The organism is Micromonospora sp. C28SCA-DRY-2 (genome assembly GCF_030519475.1).
GTDB lineage: Bacteria > Actinomycetota > Actinomycetes > Mycobacteriales > Micromonosporaceae > Micromonospora.
In genome coordinates, this window is record NZ_JAUMKD010000002.1 from 903433 (window position 1) to 920921 (window position 17489).

Sequence of the window (17489 nt, forward strand, 5' to 3'; positions counted from 1 at the left end):
CCGTCACACGCTGACCGTGGTGAGCGGCATGGCGGAGTCGGCGGGCAGGTCCAGCCGGCTCGGCGCTACGCCCGCCGCGACCAGGTGCGCTCCGAGGGCGGCCACCATCGCGCCGTTGTCGGTGCAGAGCTTCGGCCGGGGCGCCCGGACCCGGATGCCGTGCTTGGCGGCGCGGTGCTCGGCCATCGCCCGCAGCCGCGAGTTGGCCGCCACGCCGCCGCCGATCACCAGCGTGTCGATGCCGTCGGCCCGGCAGGCGTCGATCGCCTTGGCGGTCAGCACGTCGCAGACCGCCTCCTGGAAGGAGGCGGCGACGTCGGCGACCGGCACCGGCTCCCCGGCCCGCTGCCGCGCCTCCACCCAGCGGGCCACCGCGGTCTTCAGCCCGGAGAAGGAGAAGTCGTAGCGGTGGGCGGCGAGGTCCTTGGCGGCGGTCAGGCCGCGCGGGAAGGCGATCGCCGCCGGGTCACCGGCCCGCGCCTCCCGGTCGATCGGCGGGCCGCCCGGGAACGGCAGCCCGAGCAGCCGGGCGACCTTGTCGAACGCCTCACCGGCGGCGTCGTCGATGGTGGCGCCGAGCGGGGTGACGCCGCGGGCGAGGTCGTCGACCCGGAGCAGGGACGAGTGGCCACCGGAGACCAGCAGGGCGATCGCCGGCTCGGGCAGCGGGCCGTGCTCCAGGGTGTCCACCGCCACGTGCGCGGCGAGGTGGTTGACCCCGTAGACCGGCTTCTCGGCGGCGAGCGCGTACCCCTTCGCCGCGGCCACCCCGACCAGCAGGGCGCCGGCCAGGCCCGGGCCGGAGGTCACCGCGATGGCGTCGATGTCGGCGAGGGTCACCCCCGCCTCGGCCAGCGCCCGGTCCATGGTCGGCACGATGGCCTCCAGGTGGGCCCGGCTGGCCACCTCGGGCACCACGCCGCCGAACCGGGCGTGCTGCTCGACGCTGGAGGCGAGCGCGTCGGCGAGCAGCGTGTGCCCGCGCACGATGCCGACACCGGTCTCGTCGCAGGAGGTCTCGATGCCGAGGATCAGTGGTTCATCAGCCACGGTCGGTCCCATCTCCGGTCGCCGCCTCGACGCGCTGCATGACCAGCGCGTCGGTGTTGCTCGGTTGGTAGTAGCCGCGCCGTACCCCGATCGGTTCGAAGCCGTACGCGGCGTAGAGCCGCTGGGCCGGGGCGTTGTCCGCCGCGACCTCCAGCAGGGTGTTGCGAGCGCCGAGCCGGGCGGCCTCGGCGAGCAGCGCCTCCAGCAGCAGCCGGCCGATGCCGCGACGCTGGGCGTCCCGGCGGACGGCGATGTTCTGCACCCAGGCCTCGTCGGGCAGGGCCGCGGTGAGCCCGGCGTAGCCGAGCACCGCGCCGTCGTCGTCGCGGGCCACCCGGTAGAAGTGCCCGTTGGCCAACTCGTTCCAGAACATCGCCGCGGACCACTGCTCGGGCCCGAACAGGTCCGCCTCGATCGGCAGCACCTCGTCGATGTGCCACCAGCGGAACGGCTCCAGGCGGACCACGCTCACGGCAGGACCGGCTTGCGCGCGGTCGCCGCCACGGCGTCCGGGCGACGCAGGTAGAGCGGGGTGAGCCGCTCCCCCGGGGCACCGGCCCGGACCCGCTCGGCGGCCAGGGCGGCCAGCGACGCGGGATCCGGGTAGCGCGGCTCCGCCCGCAGCGGCAACCCGAGCGCGTCGGCGTACCGGTGCGCGCCGTCGCCGACCGCCACGGTGACCGCCAGGCCCCGGGCCTGCTCGGCGGCGACCGCCGGCGCGGAGACCTCCGGCCCGGCCAGCCGCTGGCCGGCGCCGTCGTAGACCGCCCAGTAGATCTCCTTGCGCCGCGCGTCGCTGGCGGCCAGCACCGGCTCGCCGGCGGCCGCCGGGTGGCCGATCGCGTCCAGCGAGCAGACGCCGTACGTGGGGATGCCGAGCACCTGGCCCATCGTGGCGGCGGTGACCAGCCCCACCCGCAGCCCGGTGAACGGGCCGGGACCGAGGCCGGCGACGATCGCCGCCAGGTCGCCCGGACGGGCGTCGACGTCGGCGAGGACCGCGTCGACCTGCGGGGCGAGCAGTTCGCCGTGCGCACGGGCGTCGACCGTGCACCGCTGCGCGCGGAGTGTGACGCCGCCGGCCGAGACCTCCACCAGGGCCGCGGTCACCGCGGGGGTGGAGCTGTCCACCACGAGTACGAGCACGGTATGCCAGCCTAGCCGCCCCGCCCCCACCCCCGACGCACGCCCGCCCCCCGGGCACTGCCGTGGTGATCCCGGCTCGTTCAGGAACCAGGCCGGTGGCATGTCGCCGTCGAGCGTCATTCCGCTCTGGCATAAATATGACGGAGCGGAATGCGGGTCACTTCGAGACGTCACCATCTGGTGGTGCCGGAGAGTCACCTCGCGAACCAGATCGCCACCACCTTGCGCCGGGAACGCGAGGCGCGGTATCTCACCCAGGAGAAGCTTGCCGAGCTGGCCGGCACCACTCAGGGCGCGGTGGCCCGTATCGAGCGGGGCGACCGCCTACCCCGCCTTCCCCTGGTCGACCGGCTCTTCGCGGCCATGGACCTGCAGTTGGCGGTCGCGGTGGAGCCGCTCGACGCGCAGCTCGACGCCCGGATGGCCGAGCTGGCCGCCCGGCCGCTGGCCGAGCGGGTCGACGCCCTGGGACTCGACCGGCTCCTGGACCGCCTCGGCGACCTGCCGCACGTGCTCACGGGTGGCACCGCCGCGCTGCTGCAGGGAGCGCCGGTGCCGGTCGACGCCGTGGAGATCGCGGTCCGCTGGCGCGACTCGGCGCGGTTCGCCGCCTGGCTGCGGGCCGCCTACGGGCAGCGGTGGCACGACCGGTGGGGCGAGTTCGGCGGGGTGCCGGTCGAGCCCGAGGAACCGGGCGCCCACCGGTGGCTGACCCGGTACGGGGAGCTGCGGGCCGTGATGTGCGACGAGCTGCCCGAGACCGTCGAGGTGCGGCACGGCGACCGCGGCTACCGGGTGGTGCCGCTGGTCGCCCTGGAGCTGACCGACCCGGCCGCCGCCGGGCTGCTGCGCCGTTACCGCCACCGCGCAGGAACCGCCACGAGCGGCCAGGCCCCCTGACGGGCCGGCGATCCGGACCCGCACCGGCGGGGCCCAGCCCGTCAGCCGTCAGCCGTCAGCCGGCCGAGCGTTCCCAGTCGATCGTGGGCAGGCCGGCGTCGGCCAGCGCCTTGTTGGCCGCGCTGAACGGGCGGCTGCCGAGGAAGCCGCGGGGGTTCATCGGGCTGGGGTGGCCGGCCTCCAGCACGACGTGCCGGGGGTTGGTGACCAGGGCGGCCTTCTTGCGGGCGTAGCCGCCCCAGAGCAGGAAGACCACCCGGGTGTCCAGCGCGTCCAGGGCCCGGATGGTGGCGTCGGTGAACTCCTCCCAACCGGCGTTCGCGTGCGACCCCGGCGTGCCCTGCCGCACGGTCAGCACCGAGTTGAGCAGCAGCACGCCCTGCGCGGCCCAGCCGTCGAGGTTGCCGCTGCGCGGCTTGGGCACGCCGAGGTCCTCCCCCAGCTCCTTGAAGACGTTGCGCAGCGACGGCGGCACCGTCACCCCCTGGCGGACGCTGAAGCTCAGCCCGTGCGCCTGCCCGGCCCGGTGGTACGGGTCCTGCCCGAGGATCAGCACCCGGCAGCCGCCGGGCGGGCAGAGCCGGTAGGCGGAGAAGAGGTCCTCGACCGGCGGGAAGACCGTCGCGGTCGCGTACTCGCGGGCGACGAAATCGGCCAGCGCGGCGGTGCGGGCCGGGTCGAGGTGGGGGGTGAGCACGGCCCGCCAGTCCGCCGGCAGCAGCGCCAGCAGGTCGAGGGTGGGGGCGTCGTCGGGCATCGGCAACCTTTCGCCGGTCGGTTCGGTCGGCCGAACTCTAGGCAGCGGGTACGACAGCGCTCAGCCCAGGCCGGCCAGGCGCTGCGCCCAGTCGCCACCGACCGGCTCCAGCTCCACCACCCGGGTGTCGTCGTCCCGCCGGTCGATGCGCACCCGCAGGTGGGCGTCGACCAGCTGCTCGACCATCCCCTCGCCCCACTCGACCACGGTCACCGACTCCTCCACCGAGGCGTCCAGGTCGAGGTCGTCGATCTCGGCCCGCGGGTCGGCCGCGTCCCCCAGCCGGTACGCGTCGGCGTGCACCAGCGCCACCCGGCCGCCCCGCGCCCGGTCGGGCTGGTGCACCCGGGCGATCACGAAGGTCGGCGAGGTGATGTCGCCGCGCACCCGCAGCCCGGCGCCGATGCCCTGGGTCAGCGCGGTCTTGCCGGCGCCCAGCGGGCCGGTGAGCAGCAACAGGTCGCCGGCGCGCAGCACGCCGGCCAGCCGGCGGCCGAACTCCTGGGTGTCGGCGGCCGTGGGCAGCTTCACCACGTGGGTCACAGTTCCTCCATGCTCACAACGATTCGAGGAAGCGCGCCAGCGCGGCGTTGACCTCGTCGGCGTGCTCCAGCATCACCACGTGCCCACTGTCGTTGATCTTGACGAACTCGGCGTGCGGCAGGCGCCGCACGATCTCCTCCGAGTGGGTCACCGGGGTGATCATGTCCTTGTCGCCGACCACCACCAGCACCGGCGTGTCGGCCAGCGCGGCCAGCGCCGGGAACCGCGAGTGGGTGGCCAGCGTGCGCAGGTAGCGGGTCACCGTGTCCGCCGAGGTGCGCGAGTTCATCGTCTCCACGTACGAGACCAGGGCCGGACTCGGGTTCCGGGCGCCGAAGCCGTACCGGCGGGTGAGCAGCCAGGCGACGTTGGTGGTGGACTTGCGGGCCCGGTCGATCACGGTGCCGCCGTAGCGGGTGACGTTGCCGACCATGTAGAGCACCGGGGCGCCCACCCGGCCGAGCAGCGCCGGCGCGACCAGCTTCGTCTCGGCGAGCAGGCCGCCCGAGGTGGCCATCAGCACCGTGCCCACCACCCGGTCGCCGAACATCTCCGGGAACAGTTCGGCGAAGGCCATGATGGTCATCCCGCCCATCGAGTGGCCGACCAGCACCAGCGGCCCCTCCGGGGCGGTCCGGTCGATCACCGCGCGCAGCGTGCGGCCGAGCGCGGTGAGGTCGTACTCGCCGGTCTCCAGCCGGCCCGACCGGCCGTGGCCGGGCTGGTCGTACGCGACGATCCGGTGCTCGCCCCGCTCGGCGAGCATCTTGCGCTGGAAGTGGAACGTGCCCATGTCCAGGCAGAAGCCGTGCACCAGCACCACCGTCGGGTTGCCGGCCACCGGCCGGGTCGGCTCCACCACCTCGACGTGGATGTCGGTGCCGTCCGGCATTTCCAGCCGGAACGACTCGTCGTACCGCTGGTCGCCGAAGACCTCGTGGGCGTACCGGTCGGTGGGGTCGGCCTTGAGCCGGCGGACCAGCGCGCGCTCGGTGGCGACGCCGGCGGCGAGCCCGGCGGCCGCCACCCCGACCGCGGCCCCGACCAGCCCGGCGACCTTGCCGGTTGCGGTACGCGGACGCGGGATGCGGTGTTTCTGACCGCTCACGCCGCCACCCTGGTTCGCGACCCCGGGGCTCGCAAACCCGGCTCACTCCTCGCGCTCACGGCGCCACCCTGGTTCGCGACCGCGGGGCTCGCAAACCCGGCTCACTCCTCGCGCTCACGGCGCCACCCTGGTTCGCGACCGCGGGGCTCGCAAACCCGGCTCACTCCTCGCGCTCACGGACGCTCGCCGTCGTAGACCCGGGGCACCCGGCTGCCACCGAACCGGGTGACGATCTCGTAGTTGATGGTGCCGACCGCCTCGGCCCAGTCGTCGGCGGTGGGCTCGCCGTCGGCGCCGCTGCCGAAGAGCGTGACCACGTCGCCGGCGGCCACCGGGTCGTCGCCGCAGTCGAGCACGAACTGGTCCATGCAGACCCGGCCGGAGATGGTCCGCCGCCGCCCGCCGAGCTGCACCGGGCCGCTGTTGGAGGCGTGCCGGGGCACCCCGTCGGCGTAGCCGAGCGGCACCACGGCCAGGTTCGCGTCCCGCTCGGTGGTGTAGGTGTGGCCGTACGAGACGCCGGAGCCGGCGGCCACCCGCTTGGTGAGCATCACCCGGGCCCGGGCGGTCATCGCCGGGCGCAGCCCGTAGGTCTCGCCGGCCACCGGGGAGAGGCCGTAGACGGCGATCCCGGGCCGGACCAGGTCGAAATGCGTGTCCGGCCGGGTCAGGGTGGCCGCCGAGTTGGCCAGGTGCCGGTAGCGGGGCCGCAGCCCGGCCCGCTCCACCATGGCCAGCCCCTCGTGGAAGACGGCGAGCTGCCGGTCGGTGGTCGGGTGCCCGGGCATGTCGGCGTAGACGAAGTGGCTCCACACCCCGACCACCTCGACCACGCCGTCCGCCTGGGCCTTGGCCGCGGCGTCGAGCAGCGCCGGCCAGTCGGCGACGGTCGCGCCGCCCCGGGAGAGCCCGGTGTCGATCTTGAGGTGCAGCCGGGCCGGACGGCCGGCCCGCCGGCTCGCCTCGATCATCTCGTCGAGCTGGGACAGGCTCGCCACGCCCAGGTCGACCCCGGCGGCGACCCCCTCGTGCAGCGGCAGCCCCGGGGCGAGCAACCAGGCCAGCACCGGGACGGTGATGCCGGCCGCCCGCAGGCCCAGCGCCTCGTCCAGGGTGCAGACACCGAGCCAGTCCGCGCCCCCGTCCAGCGCCGCCCGTGCGGCCGGGACCATGCCGTGGCCGTACCCGTCGGCCTTGACCACCGCCATCAACTCGGCACCGGTGCCGGACCGGAGCCGGCTCACGTTCTCGCGGATCGCGTCAAGGTCGACGCGTACCTCGGCCTGCCACATGGGCCCAGCCTACTTTCCGGGCCGATCCCGGCGGCCGGGGCCGGCCGAGCCCACCGCCGCGCCGAGCCGGGCCAGCACCGGGCGCAGCGCGTCCGCCACGTCGGGCGCGGTCACCGGGCCGCCCCGGGCCGCCTCCCGACCGGCCAGCCCGTGCAGGTACGCGGCCATCGCGGCCGCCCGGTCCGCCGGCACCCCGGCCGCGAGCAGCGAGCCGAGCAGCCCGGCCAGCACGTCCCCGGTGCCCCCGGTGGCCAGCGCCGGGGTGCCGGTCGGGTTCACGTACGCCCGCCCGTCGGGCGTGCCGATCACCGTGCGGTCCCCCTTGAGCAGCACCACCGCGTTCATCCAGGCGGCCAGCCGCAGGGTGGCGGCGACCCGGTCGGTGCCCGGGCTCTCCCCGCAGAGCCGGGTGAACTCGCGGTCGTGCGGGGTGACCACGATCGGGGCGTCCCGCTTGCGCAACCGGTCGGCGAGCGAGCCGTCGACCAGCAGGGTGAGCGCGTCCGCGTCGAGCACCACCGGCACCGGGGCGGCCAGCACGGCCCGCAGTTCGGCCGCCGCCTCCTCGCCGGTGCCCAGCCCCGAGCCGCAGACCCAGGCCTGCACCCGGCCCGCGTCGGCGACCCGGCCGGTGGCGATCACCGACGGGTGCTGGTGCAGCACCTCGGCCCGGGCGCCGCCGGCGTAGCGGACCATCCCGGTCGGGCCGGCCAGCGCGCCGCCCACCGAGAGCACCGCGGCGCCCGGGTAGGTCGCCGAGCCGGTGGCCACCCCGACCACCCCCCGGCTGTACTTCTCCGACGCCGCGCCCAGCCGGGGCCACCAGTCGACCAGGTCCGACCACTCGGTGACCCGCAGCGCCGGGGTGCCCCGCAGCCACGGCGCCAGCCCGATGTCGACCAGCTCGACCTGGCCGGCGAGCGGGGCGGCCGGGCCGACCACCAGTGCCGGCTTCAGCGCGCCGAAGGTCACCGTGACGTCGGCGCGGACCGCGTTGGGCCGGCCGGAGGCGGCCAGCGGGACGTGACCGGTGTCCACCGCCACCCCGCTCGGCACGTCCACCGCGACCACGCTGGCCCGGTCGCCGTCCCGCCCGCAGTGCCGCACCAGGCTGGCCGCCAACTGGTCGGCCGTCTCCCGGAGCCCGCCGCTGGCGCCGATCCCGACGATCCCGTCCAGCACCAGGTCGACCACGGCGGGCGGCCGGTCCACCAGCCGGCCACCGGCGGCGCGGAACGCGGCCAGCCCGCCGGCGTGCGCCCGACCCGGGTTCAGCAGCAGCGCGGACACCGCGGCACCCCGCCCGGCCAGCCGCGCGCCCGCGTAGAGGGTGTCGCCGCCGTTGTCGCCGGAGCCGACCAGCAGCAGTACCCGGGCTCCGTAGACCCCGCCCCGATCGGCGAGCAGCAACGCGCAGCGGCGGGCCAGCCCGGCGGCGGCGCGCTGCATCAGCGTCCCGGGCGGCAGGGTGGCCATCAGTCCCGCCTCCGCCGCCCGTACGTCCGCGACCCGCCACACCGGTCTCATGCCACTCCGTTCCGGCGTGCCGGCGCGGCACGCCCCCGATCACCGTTCCGCGACCACCATGGCCGAGGCGATCCCGCCGTCGTGGGACAGCGAGAGGTGCCAGCGGCTGACCCCGCGCTCGGTGGCCGCCGCGGCGACCGTGCCGGAGACGGTCAGCCAGGGACGACCGTCCGGATCCGGCACGATCTCGCAGTCGTGCCAGCTCAGCCCGGCCGGCGCGCCGAGCGCCTTGGCCACCGCCTCCTTCGCGGCGAACCGGGCGGCCAGCGACTCGGGCGAGCGCGGATTGCCGGAGCGGGTGAACCGCTCGGCCTCGGTGAAGAGCCGGTCGGCCAGCAGCGGCGTACGCGCGATGGCCCGGGCGAACCGGTCGACCAGCACGACGTCGATGCCGACAGCCACGATCACGAGCTCACCCTACCGGCGTGGCGGGCGGCAGATTAGCCACCGGCACGGTCCGCGGCAATGCCTGTGGACAGCCGCGGCCGGCGGCCGGGGCCGGTTGTCCACAGGGCCCCCGGCGCGGTGCCGCCGCCACCTAGCGTCGGGTCCGTCGATGTTTCCAGCGCGAGGCGGGGGGCCGGATGAGCGACGAGGCGATCAGCGTCCGACCGGAGGTGTTGCGGCGGGCCGCGGGCCGGCTCGCCGACGAGGGCTACCGGCTGGCGCACGGGCTGGCCGGGGTGCCCGGTCTGGTGGTGCCGGCGCCGGGCTGGTCGGCCGGTGCCGCGCTGGCCGGGCTGGAGTCGGCGGTGCACGGCTGGTGCGGCCGGCTCGGCGCGCGGGTGGCGGCGACCGGCGACGCGGTCTCGGCGGCGGACGAGGCGTACCGGGCGGCGGACGACCGGGCCGCCGCCCGGCTGGCCGCCCTGCCCCGATGACCCGGCCGAGGCCGGCTCGTCCGGCGGGCCCCACCAGGCCCGCCGGGCGACCGCTGTGGGCCGGCGGGACGGGGCCGGCGGGGCGACCGGCGACGGCCGCCGGCGGCGTCGGCTACGCCCAGTTGTGGGCGGCCGATCCGGATGCCTGGCGGGCCGCCGGCACCGCCTGGGCGGGGCTCACCCGGCTGGCCGAGCGGCGGTCCGCCGCGCTGGCCGGTGCCGCCACCGCGCTCCGGGGCGGCTGGTCGGGCGGGGCCGCCGGGGCGGCCGACGCCCGGCTGGCCGGGCTGCGGGCCGAGCTGACCACGCTGCGGCCCGCCCTGATCGAGGCCGACCAGGTGCTCGCCGAGTTCGCCGCCCGGCTGGCCACGGCCAAAGGGCGGCTGGCCGCGGCCGTGGCGCTGGCCGACGGCTCGGGGGTGCTGGTCGACCGGCACGGCCGGGTCCGCGCCGATCCGGCCCGACCACCGACCGAGCGGGCCGGGCCGGCGGCCGCCCGGGTGGGGGCGGGCATCCGCGACGCACTCGACCTGGCGAGGGCGGCCGACCGCGAGGCCACGGCGCGGCTGGACGGGTTGTCCGCCGCGGCGGGCACCGGCTGGGCGGACGCCCCGCCCCCTGGTCGGCCCGCGCCGGGCGGCGACCCGGCGCTGGTCCACGCCTGGTGGGCGGGGCTCACCCCGGCGCAGCGGCGCTGGCTGGTGGCGCACGAGCCGGGGTTGGTCGGCCGCCTCGACGGGGTGCCGGTCGCGGCCCGCGACCAGGCCAACCGGCTGCTGCTCGGGGCCCGGCGCGACGAACTGGTCGCCGAGCGGTCGCGGCTGCTCGGCCGGGTGCCGCGCGGGCCGGTCGAGGTGGCCGGGCTGCTCCGGGTCGGGGCGGCACTGTCCGGGCTGGACGCGCTCGACGCCCGGCTGGCGGCGTCCGGGGCGCCCCGGGCGTACCTGCTGGGGCTGGAGCCGGGGGGCGAGGGCCGGGCGGTGGTCGCGCTGGGCAATCCCGACCGGTCGAGCGGCGTGCTGACGTACGTGCCGGGGATGACCGCCGGCCTCGACGACGCCCCGGGTGAGCTGGGCCGGGCCGGCCGGGTGCTGGCCCGCTGCGCCGCCCTCGACCCGGGCGCGGAGACCGCGGCGGTGCTGTGGCTCGACTACGACGCCCCCGACTTCCTGCACGAGGCGGTCTGGCCGGGGCAGGCCCGGGACGCCGGGCCGGCGCTGCACCGGTTCCAGGAGGGGCTGCGGGCCACCCACGAGGGGCCACCGGCCCGGCAGACCGTGCTGGGGCACAGCTACGGCTCGCTGGTGGTGGGCAACGCCGTCCGCGAACACGGGCTGGCGGCCGACGCGCTGGTCTTCGTCGGCTCGCCCGGGGTCGGCGTCGCGCACGCCGCCGAGCTGGGCCTGCCGGCCGGCCAGGTCTGGGCGAGCACCGCGGCCGACGACGTCATCCGGCTGGCCAGCCCGCCGGACGAGCTGGCCCGGCGCGCGGTCCTCGGCGCGTCACCGCTGGGCCTGACCGCGGGGGTGGCCGGCGGCCACGAGCTGTGGTTCGGGCGCGACCCCACCGACCCGGGCTTCGGCGCGCGGACGTTCCCGAGCGGCCGGCACGGCCACACCGGCTACTGGGAGGCCGACAACCCCGCGCTGGACGGCATGGCCCGGATCGTGCTGGGCCGGTGAAGCCCGCCGACCGCCGCCAGCACAGCCGACCGCCCGGGCGGCGAGGACACGGGTGGGCACCCGGACACGTCGACGGCTTGGGGCCGACCAGCCCGGCACGACCGGCCTCTCGCCGACCAGCCCGGCACCGACCGGCCTCTCGCCGACCAGCCCGGCGCCGACCAGCCCGGCACCGACCGGCTCGGCACCGACCGGCTCGGCACCGACCGGCTCGGGGCCGACCCGCGTACGGGTCGGCCCCGGTCGCCGCCGACGCGACGGACCGGGGCCGGGTGTGCCGCTGGCTGCTACTCGACGGTGACGGACTTCGCCAGGTTGCGCGGCTGGTCCACGTCGTGACCGCGGGCGGCGGCGATCTCGGCCGCCAGCACCTGCAACGGCACGGTGGTGAGCAGCGGCGCGAGCAGCGTCGGCGTACGCGGCACGTAGATCAGGTGGTCGGCGTAGCGGACCACCGCCTCGTCGCCCTCCTCGGCGATCACGATGGTGCGGGCGCCCCGCGCCCGGACCTCCTGGATGTTGGAGACGACCTTGTCGTGCAGGATGCCCCGGCCGGCCGGCGACGGCACCACGCAGACCACCGGGGTGCCCTTGTCGATCAGCGCGATCGGGCCGTGCTTCAGCTCGCCCGCCGCGAAGCCCTCCGCGTGCATGTACGCCAGCTCCTTGAGCTTGAGCGCGCCCTCCAGCGCCACCGGGTAGCCGACGTGCCGGCCGATGAAGAGCACGGTCGGCTCGCTCTTCAGCTCGCGGGCCAGTTCGCGCACCGGCTCGATCCGGTCCAGCAGCTCGCGCAGCTTGCCCGGCACCTCCTGGAGCTGGGCGACCACGGCGGCCACCTCGTCGGCGTACTTGATCCCGCGGACCTGGGCCAGGTGCAGGCCGATCAGGTAGCAGGCGACGAGCTGGGTGAGGAACGCCTTGGTGGAGGCGACGGCGATCTCCGGCCCGCCGTGGGTGTAGAGGACCGCGTCGGACTCGCGCGGGATGGTGGAGCCGTTGGTGTTGCAGATGGCCAGCACCCGGGCCTTCTGCTCCTTGGCGTGGCGCAGCGCCATCAGGGTGTCCATGGTCTCGCCGGACTGCGAGATCACCACGATCAGCGTGGACCGGTCGAGGACCGGGTCGCGGTAGCGGAACTCGCTGGCCAGCTCCACCTCGCAGGGGATCCGGGTCCAGTGCTCGATGGCGTACTTGGCGACCAGGCCGGAGTGGTAGGCGGTGCCGCAGGCGACGATGAAGATCTTGTCGACGTCGCGCAGGTCCTGGTCGCTGAGGCGGACCTCGTCGAGCGCGATCTCGCCGGTCTCGGTGAGCCGGCCGAGCAGCGTGTCGGCGATGGCCTGCGGCTGCTCCTCGATCTCCTTGAGCATGAACCAGTCGTAGCCACCCTTCTCGGCGGCCGAGGAGTCCCAGTCGATGTGGAAGTCCTTGCCGGCGGCGGGCTGACCGGCGAAGTCGGTGATCTCGATGGTGTCGCCGGTGATCAGGACGATCTGGTCCTGGCCCAGCTCGACCGCGTCCCGGGTGTGCTCGATGAACGCGGCGACGTCGCTGGCCAGGTAGTTCTCGCCGGCGCCGCGGCCGACCACCAGCGGCGAGTTGCGCCGGGCGCCGACCACCGCGCCGGGCACCCCGGCGTCGACGGCGAGCAGGGTGAACGCCCCCTCCAGCCGCTGGCAGACCACCCGCATGCCGGCGGCGAGCAGCTGCGGCCCGTCCGGGTGGCCGGCGGCGCGCAGGTCGGCCAGGGCGGCGGAGAGCAGGTGCGCGGCGCACTCGGTGTCGGTGTCGCTGGCGAACTGGACGCCGTCGGCCTCCAGCTCGGCGCGGAGCTTCGCGAAGTTCTCGATGATGCCGTTGTGGATGACCGCGACCCGGCCGTCGGGGGCCAGGTGGGGGTGGGCGTTGCGGTCGGTGGGGCCGCCGTGGGTGGCCCAGCGGGTGTGGCCGATGCCGGTGGTGCCGTCGCCGATGCCGATCGGGCTGGCCGCGCAGGACGTCGGGTCGTCAGCGGCCCGCTCGGAGAGGACCTTCTCCAGATTGGCCAGCTTGCCGGCCTTCTTCTCGGTCAGCAGCTCGCCGTCGCAGACGACGGCCACCCCGGCCGAGTCGTAACCGCGGTACTCCAGCCGCCGCAGTCCGTCCAGCACGATGCCCAGCGCCGGGCGCGAGCCGGCGTACCCCACGATTCCACACATGGGTGGCAGCCTAACCCAGTATCGCTCACCAGGTGTGCTCGAAAGCCGGGTAAACAATCACTGAACTTGAGCAATCAGGTCGAAATACGGGATCAATCGGGCGAATATCCCGACCCATCCGGGCCGGCGCCGGGGACCGGGTTGCGTACCCCGGTGGCGGTACGACAGGCTCGCCGAGCCGGCGTCGTCCCTGGGCCCGCCGGCCGCGCACCTGACCCGGCACCTGGAGCGACCGTGTCCGAGACGACCCCGCCCACCGATCCGCCGAGCCCGCGCCCGGCGGCCGACCCGCACCCCTGGGCGCCGCTCGACCCGCGGCCCGATCCGGGGTACCCGGCACAGCCCGACCCCTGGATCCCCGCCACCCCGCTGTACGCCACCCCGCCGACGCCGCACGCCGCTCCCGCCGAGCCGGCTCACATTGGCGGTGCCGTGCGCCGCCGACGGCGCGGCCTGGTGGCCGCCGTGCTCGCCGGGGCGCTCGTCCTCGCCGCCGGCCTCGGCTTCGGCGGCTACCAGCTGCTCCGCCCCGACGACCGGCCACGGGCCGCGCCGACGATCGACGACCTGGGCGCCGAGGTCGACGGCGCGGAGGGCCCGGACGCCTCCCCGGCACCGGGGGAGAGCCCCTCGGCCAGCCCGGCGGCCACCCCGTCGCAGGGACCGGGCCGGATCCGGGTGGTCTACGAGGTGACCGGGCGCGGCGCGGCCGACATCCTCTACCACGACGCCAACGGCGCGCCGATCTGGCTGGACGAGGTGCGGCTGCCGTGGCGCACCAGCGTGCGTACCGACCGGCTCGACCTGGTGATGGTGCAGGCCAGCAAGCCCGACGACGCGATGTGGGCGGTCTCCTGCTCGGTCAGCGTGGACGGCAGCGCGGCGACGACCGAGACGGCCGGCCGCGGCGCGTGGCGGGCCAGCTGCTTCGGCGCCGCGTAGGGACCCGCCGGCCGGCCGCGGATCGGCGGCGGTTCCGGGCGCGGAAGCCGCGGGCCAGGGCGGCGGCGCTGTTCGCCCGGTTTCGGGCGTCGCGGTGCTGCCCACGGCGGCGGCCGTCCGCGTACATTGAGCCGCCGGCCCGGAGCGCCGGCACGCCGCCACCCCCGTCGCGGACGCCCCACCCGCCCCACCGGAGCAGACCGATGTCCGAGGCCCCGCCACCCCCCGACCCCACCCCGTCGACCGGACCGGCCGCGCCCGACCCGGGGCCGTCGACCGGACCGGCCGCACCCGACGCCGCCGCCTCGGGAACGCCGACGGCACCGGAGCCGGCCGCGCCGCCGTCGTGGACCCCGCCGGACCCGACCCCGCCGCCGCAGCCCTGGGTGGCGCCCGACCCGTGGACGCCGCCCGGCACGCCGGGCCTCCCGCCGCCGGCCGGTGCTCCCGGCCCGGCCTGGTACCCGCCGGGCCACCTGCCGCCCGGCTACCTTCCCCCGGGCCACCTGCCGCCCGGCTATCCACCGCCGTACGCGCCGGCGGCCCCGGCCCGCTCGGGCAACCGGTCGACCGTGGTGGGCGTCGTCGTCGCCGTGGCCACCGTCCTCGCGTTCGGGCTCTGCGCCTGCCTCGGCATCGCCGGCCTGGTCTACAGCGCCGACACCCCCTACCCCGACGACCCGTACGCGCAGGAGACCTACGACCCGTACTACGACTACGAGGAGCCGCAGGTCTGGCCGACCCAGGCGCGCCCGACGGTGCGGCCGGCGCTGACCCCGTCCGACGGGCCGGGCAGGGTCACCGTGGTCTACGAGGTGACCGGCCGCGGCCCGGCGGACCTGGAGTACTACGACGCCAACGGCGACTTCATCCAGGTCGAGCAGGTCACGCTGCCGTGGCGGCGGAGCCTGCGGATGCCGAGCGCCGAGCGGGTGATGGTCCTGGCGGACCACGGTCAGCCCGATCGGATCAGCTGCCGGATCACCGTGGACGGTCGCACCGTCGCGACGGACGAGGGCGCGTACGGGGTGAACTGCACCGGCTGAGGCGAGGGGTTGAAGCCGCGCCGGCGGTCCGTAGGCTGGCGGGCGTGACGACCACCCCCGCCCGGGTCGACCCGCTGGTGGCGCGGATGCGCCCGTTCGGCACGACCATCTTCGCCGAGATGTCCGCCCTGGCCGTGCGCACCGGTGCGGTCAACCTCGGCCAGGGCTTCCCGGACACCGACGGCCCGCCGGAGATGCTCGCCGCCGCGGCCGAGGCGCTGCGCGCCGGGCAGAACCAGTACCCGCCCGGTCCGGGCGTCCCGGCCCTGCGTGCCGCGGTGGCCGCGCACCAGCGCCGGTTCTGGGGGCTGGAGTACGACCCGGACGGCGAGATCGTGGCGACCGCCGGCGCCACCGAGGCCGTCGCGGCGAGCATCCTGGCGCTCTGCGAGCCCGGCGACGAGGTGGTCTGCTTCGAGCCGTACTACGACTCGTACGCCGCCTCGATCGCGCTGGCCGGCGCGGTCCGGCGCCCGGTCACGCTGCGCCCCGGCCCCGACGGGCGGTACGCGTTCGACCCGGCCGCGCTGCGCGCCGCCTTCGGCCCGCGTACCCGGCTGGTGCTGCTGAACTCGCCGCACAACCCGACCGGCAAGGTGTTCACCCCCGCCGAGCTGGCCCTGGTCGCGCAGCTGTGCCAGGAACACGGCGCGTACGCGGTGACCGACGAGGTCTACGAGCACCTGGTCTTCACCGACGCGGCCGCCCCGCACGTGCCGCTGGCCACCCTGCCCGGGATGCGCGAGCGGACGCTGCGCATCTCCTCGGCCGGCAAGACGTTCTCCTGCACCGGCTGGAAGGTGGGCTGGGTCAGCGGCCCGGCCGCGCTGGTCTCCGCGGTGCTGCGGGTGAAACAGTACCTCACCTTCGTCAACGCGGCACCGCTGCAACCGGCGGTCGCGGTGGCGCTGGCCCTGCCGGACGACTATTTCGCCGACTTCCGGGCCGGCCTGCAGGCCCGCCGGGACCAACTGGTCGGCGGGCTGACCGACGCCGGGTTCGAGGTGCTTCCGCCGGAGGGGACGTACTTCGTCACCGCCGACGTCACCCCCCTCGGCGGGCGGGACGGGGTGGAGTTCTGCCGGTCGCTGCCCGAGCGGTGCGGCGTGGTGGGCGTACCGACCCAGGTCTTCTACGACGACCCCGAGGCGGGCCGGCGGCTGGTCCGGTTCGCCTTCTGCAAGCGGCCCGAGGTGCTCACCGAGGCGGTCACCCGGCTGCGCCGCCTGGCGGGTACGCGATGAGCGACGGGTACGCCGAGCGGGTCCGCCGGCTGACCGCGCTGCGCGGCTGCGACACGGTGCTCTCCGGCGTACGCCCGGACTCGGTCGCCGAGCAGCTCGCCGCGTTGCGCGCGGTGGCCGCGGACGACGCGCTGCCGGACTACTACGGCGAGGGCGGCGCCGTGGCGGAGCTGGAGCGCCGGGTCGCCGAGCTGCTCGGCACGGAGGCCGCCGCCTTCTTCCCGACCGGCACCATGGCCCAGCAGGTCGCGATGCGCTACGGCGCGGAGCTGACCGGCCGGACAGCTGTCGGGCTGCACCCGCTGAGCCACCCGGTACGGCACGAGCGGGACGCCTACGCGGTGCTCGGCGGCCTGCGCGCGGTGTCCACCACCGACGCCCCGCGCAACCCCACCGCCGAGGAGGTGGCGGCGCTGGACGAGCCGATCGGCACGCTGCTGCTGGAGCTGCCACTGCGCGACGCCGGGTTCGTGCTGCCGAGCTGGGCGGAGCTGGTCGCGGTGGTCGACGCCGCCCGGGCCCGGGGCGCCCGGGTACACCTGGACGGCGCCCGGCTCTGGGAGTCCACCACCCACCTCGGGCACCCGCTGGCCGAGGTGGCCGGCCTCGCCGACAGCACCTACGTCTCGTTCTACAAGTCGCTCGGTGGGCACTCCGGCGCCGCCCTGGCCGGCTCCGCCGAGCTGGTCGCGTACGCCCGGGCCTGGCGGCACCGGCACGGCGGCACGCTGTTCCAGCAGTGGCCGGCCGCCCTGGCCGCGCTCGCCGGCCTCACCCACGAGCTGCCCCGGCTCGCCGGTTACGTGGCACACGCCCGCACCGTGGCCACCGCGCTGGCCGGCCTGCCCGGCGCGCGGGTGTTCCCGGCGCCGCCGCACACCCACCAGTTCCGGCTCTGGCTGCCGCATCCGGCGGACGCCCTGAACGACGCCAACCTCGCCCTCGCCGAGGAGGAGAAGGTCTGGTTCGTGGGCGGCTGGCGGAACACCGAGGTGCCCGGCGTGGCGACGGCCGAGGTGACCGTCGCCAGCCCGGCCACGGAGCTGGACGCCGGCCAGGTGACCGCGCTGGGCGAGCGCCTCCTGCGCCGGCTGCCGGTGGACTGACCGCCGCGGGCCGCCGCGCGCCCCTTCCCTTGCATTGTCGCAATGTATCGCGCAGAGTGTGGTG

At 76.3% G+C, this 17489-nt stretch carries 17 protein-coding genes; 7 read left to right on the forward strand and 10 right to left on the reverse strand.

The features are described from left to right. Positions 1-3: 3 nt before the first annotated feature. From tsaD to tsaB, 3 genes are read right to left on the reverse strand one after another with little or no spacing between them, the layout of a single operon-like run. Positions 4-1050, reverse strand: a complete 1047-nt coding sequence (gene tsaD, locus Q3W71_RS12620; protein ID WP_167179767.1) for a tRNA (adenosine(37)-N6)-threonylcarbamoyltransferase complex transferase subunit TsaD — start codon at positions 1048-1050, stop codon at positions 4-6. Beyond that, positions 1043-1522, reverse strand: coding sequence for a ribosomal protein S18-alanine N-acetyltransferase (gene rimI, locus Q3W71_RS12625; RefSeq protein ID WP_302919466.1), 480 nt, complete (start codon positions 1520-1522; stop codon positions 1043-1045). Before rimI ends, tsaD begins: the two co-directional genes overlap by 8 nt. Then, positions 1519-2196 (reverse strand): tRNA (adenosine(37)-N6)-threonylcarbamoyltransferase complex dimerization subunit type 1 TsaB, encoded by a 678-nt coding sequence (gene tsaB / locus Q3W71_RS12630; protein WP_302919467.1) that lies wholly within the window; start codon positions 2194-2196, stop codon positions 1519-1521. Before tsaB ends, rimI begins: the two co-directional genes overlap by 4 nt. A 183-nt stretch (positions 2197-2379) precedes the next feature. On the opposite strand from tsaB, the gene Q3W71_RS12635 reads away from it, so the two are divergent. Then, positions 2380-3096, forward strand: a complete 717-nt coding sequence (locus tag Q3W71_RS12635) for a helix-turn-helix domain-containing protein (RefSeq protein ID WP_302919468.1) — start codon at positions 2380-2382, stop codon at positions 3094-3096. Between the two features lie 55 nt (positions 3097-3151). On the opposite strand, the gene ung is transcribed toward Q3W71_RS12635, so the two are convergent. From ung to Q3W71_RS12665, 6 genes are all read right to left on the reverse strand, one after another. Further along, entirely contained in the window at positions 3152-3853 is a 702-nt protein-coding gene (gene ung / locus Q3W71_RS12640) for a uracil-DNA glycosylase (protein WP_302919469.1), read from the reverse strand. A gap of 60 nt (positions 3854-3913) precedes the next feature. Beyond that, positions 3914-4396 carry a tRNA (adenosine(37)-N6)-threonylcarbamoyltransferase complex ATPase subunit type 1 TsaE gene (gene tsaE / locus Q3W71_RS12645; RefSeq protein ID WP_302919470.1) on the reverse strand — a complete coding sequence of 161 codons (483 nt, stop codon included), beginning with the start codon at positions 4394-4396 and terminating at the stop codon, positions 3914-3916. A 13-nt stretch (positions 4397-4409) separates the two neighbouring features. Further along, on the reverse strand, positions 4410-5483 hold the full coding sequence (locus Q3W71_RS12650) for an alpha/beta fold hydrolase (protein ID WP_302919691.1): 1074 nt from the start codon (positions 5481-5483) through the stop codon (positions 4410-4412). Positions 5484-5677: 194 nt separating this feature from the next. Next, positions 5678-6796, reverse strand: a complete 1119-nt coding sequence (gene alr, locus Q3W71_RS12655) for an alanine racemase (RefSeq protein ID WP_302919471.1) — start codon at positions 6794-6796, stop codon at positions 5678-5680. A gap of 9 nt (positions 6797-6805) precedes the next feature. Next, the gene (locus tag Q3W71_RS12660) at positions 6806-8323 is read right to left on the reverse strand and encodes an NAD(P)H-hydrate dehydratase (RefSeq protein WP_302919472.1); all 1518 of its coding nucleotides are present in this window, start codon (positions 8321-8323) and stop codon (positions 6806-6808) included. 39 nt (positions 8324-8362) lie between these two features. Then, positions 8363-8731 (reverse strand): holo-ACP synthase, encoded by a 369-nt coding sequence (locus tag Q3W71_RS12665; protein WP_302919473.1) that lies wholly within the window; start codon positions 8729-8731, stop codon positions 8363-8365. Between the two features lie 176 nt (positions 8732-8907). Between Q3W71_RS12665 and Q3W71_RS12670 the strand changes: the two genes are divergently transcribed. Together Q3W71_RS12670 and Q3W71_RS12675 are read left to right on the forward strand one after the other, a co-directional pair. After that, positions 8908-9204: a hypothetical protein gene (locus tag Q3W71_RS12670; RefSeq protein WP_302919474.1), complete on the forward strand. Its 297-nt coding sequence runs from the start codon at positions 8908-8910 to the stop codon at positions 9202-9204. A 122-nt stretch (positions 9205-9326) separates the two neighbouring features. Continuing rightward, positions 9327-10886 carry an alpha/beta hydrolase gene (locus Q3W71_RS12675; protein WP_302919475.1) on the forward strand — a complete coding sequence of 520 codons (1560 nt, stop codon included), beginning with the start codon at positions 9327-9329 and terminating at the stop codon, positions 10884-10886. Between the two features lie 287 nt (positions 10887-11173). Here the strand turns inward: Q3W71_RS12675 and glmS are convergent, their stop codons facing one another. After that, positions 11174-13087 carry a glutamine--fructose-6-phosphate transaminase (isomerizing) gene (glmS, locus tag Q3W71_RS12680; protein WP_302919476.1) on the reverse strand — a complete coding sequence of 638 codons (1914 nt, stop codon included), beginning with the start codon at positions 13085-13087 and terminating at the stop codon, positions 11174-11176. Positions 13088-13321: 234 nt separating this feature from the next. On the opposite strand from glmS, the gene Q3W71_RS12685 reads away from it, so the two are divergent. The 4 genes from Q3W71_RS12685 to Q3W71_RS12700 all read left to right on the forward strand — a co-directional run bounded on the left by Q3W71_RS12685 (position 13322) and on the right by Q3W71_RS12700 (position 17425). After that, positions 13322-14029 carry an MmpS family transport accessory protein gene (locus Q3W71_RS12685; protein ID WP_302919477.1) on the forward strand — a complete coding sequence of 236 codons (708 nt, stop codon included), beginning with the start codon at positions 13322-13324 and terminating at the stop codon, positions 14027-14029. A 203-nt stretch (positions 14030-14232) separates the two neighbouring features. After that, positions 14233-15075, forward strand: a complete 843-nt coding sequence (locus tag Q3W71_RS12690; protein WP_302919478.1) for an MmpS family transport accessory protein — start codon at positions 14233-14235, stop codon at positions 15073-15075. Positions 15076-15119: 44 nt separating this feature from the next. After that, the gene (locus Q3W71_RS12695) at positions 15120-16319 is read left to right on the forward strand and encodes a pyridoxal phosphate-dependent aminotransferase (protein ID WP_302919479.1); all 1200 of its coding nucleotides are present in this window, start codon (positions 15120-15122) and stop codon (positions 16317-16319) included. Continuing rightward, on the forward strand, positions 16316-17425 hold the full coding sequence (locus tag Q3W71_RS12700; RefSeq protein ID WP_302919480.1) for a low specificity L-threonine aldolase: 1110 nt from the start codon (positions 16316-16318) through the stop codon (positions 17423-17425). Before Q3W71_RS12695 ends, Q3W71_RS12700 begins: the two co-directional genes overlap by 4 nt. The last annotated feature ends 64 nt before the right edge of the window (positions 17426-17489 follow it).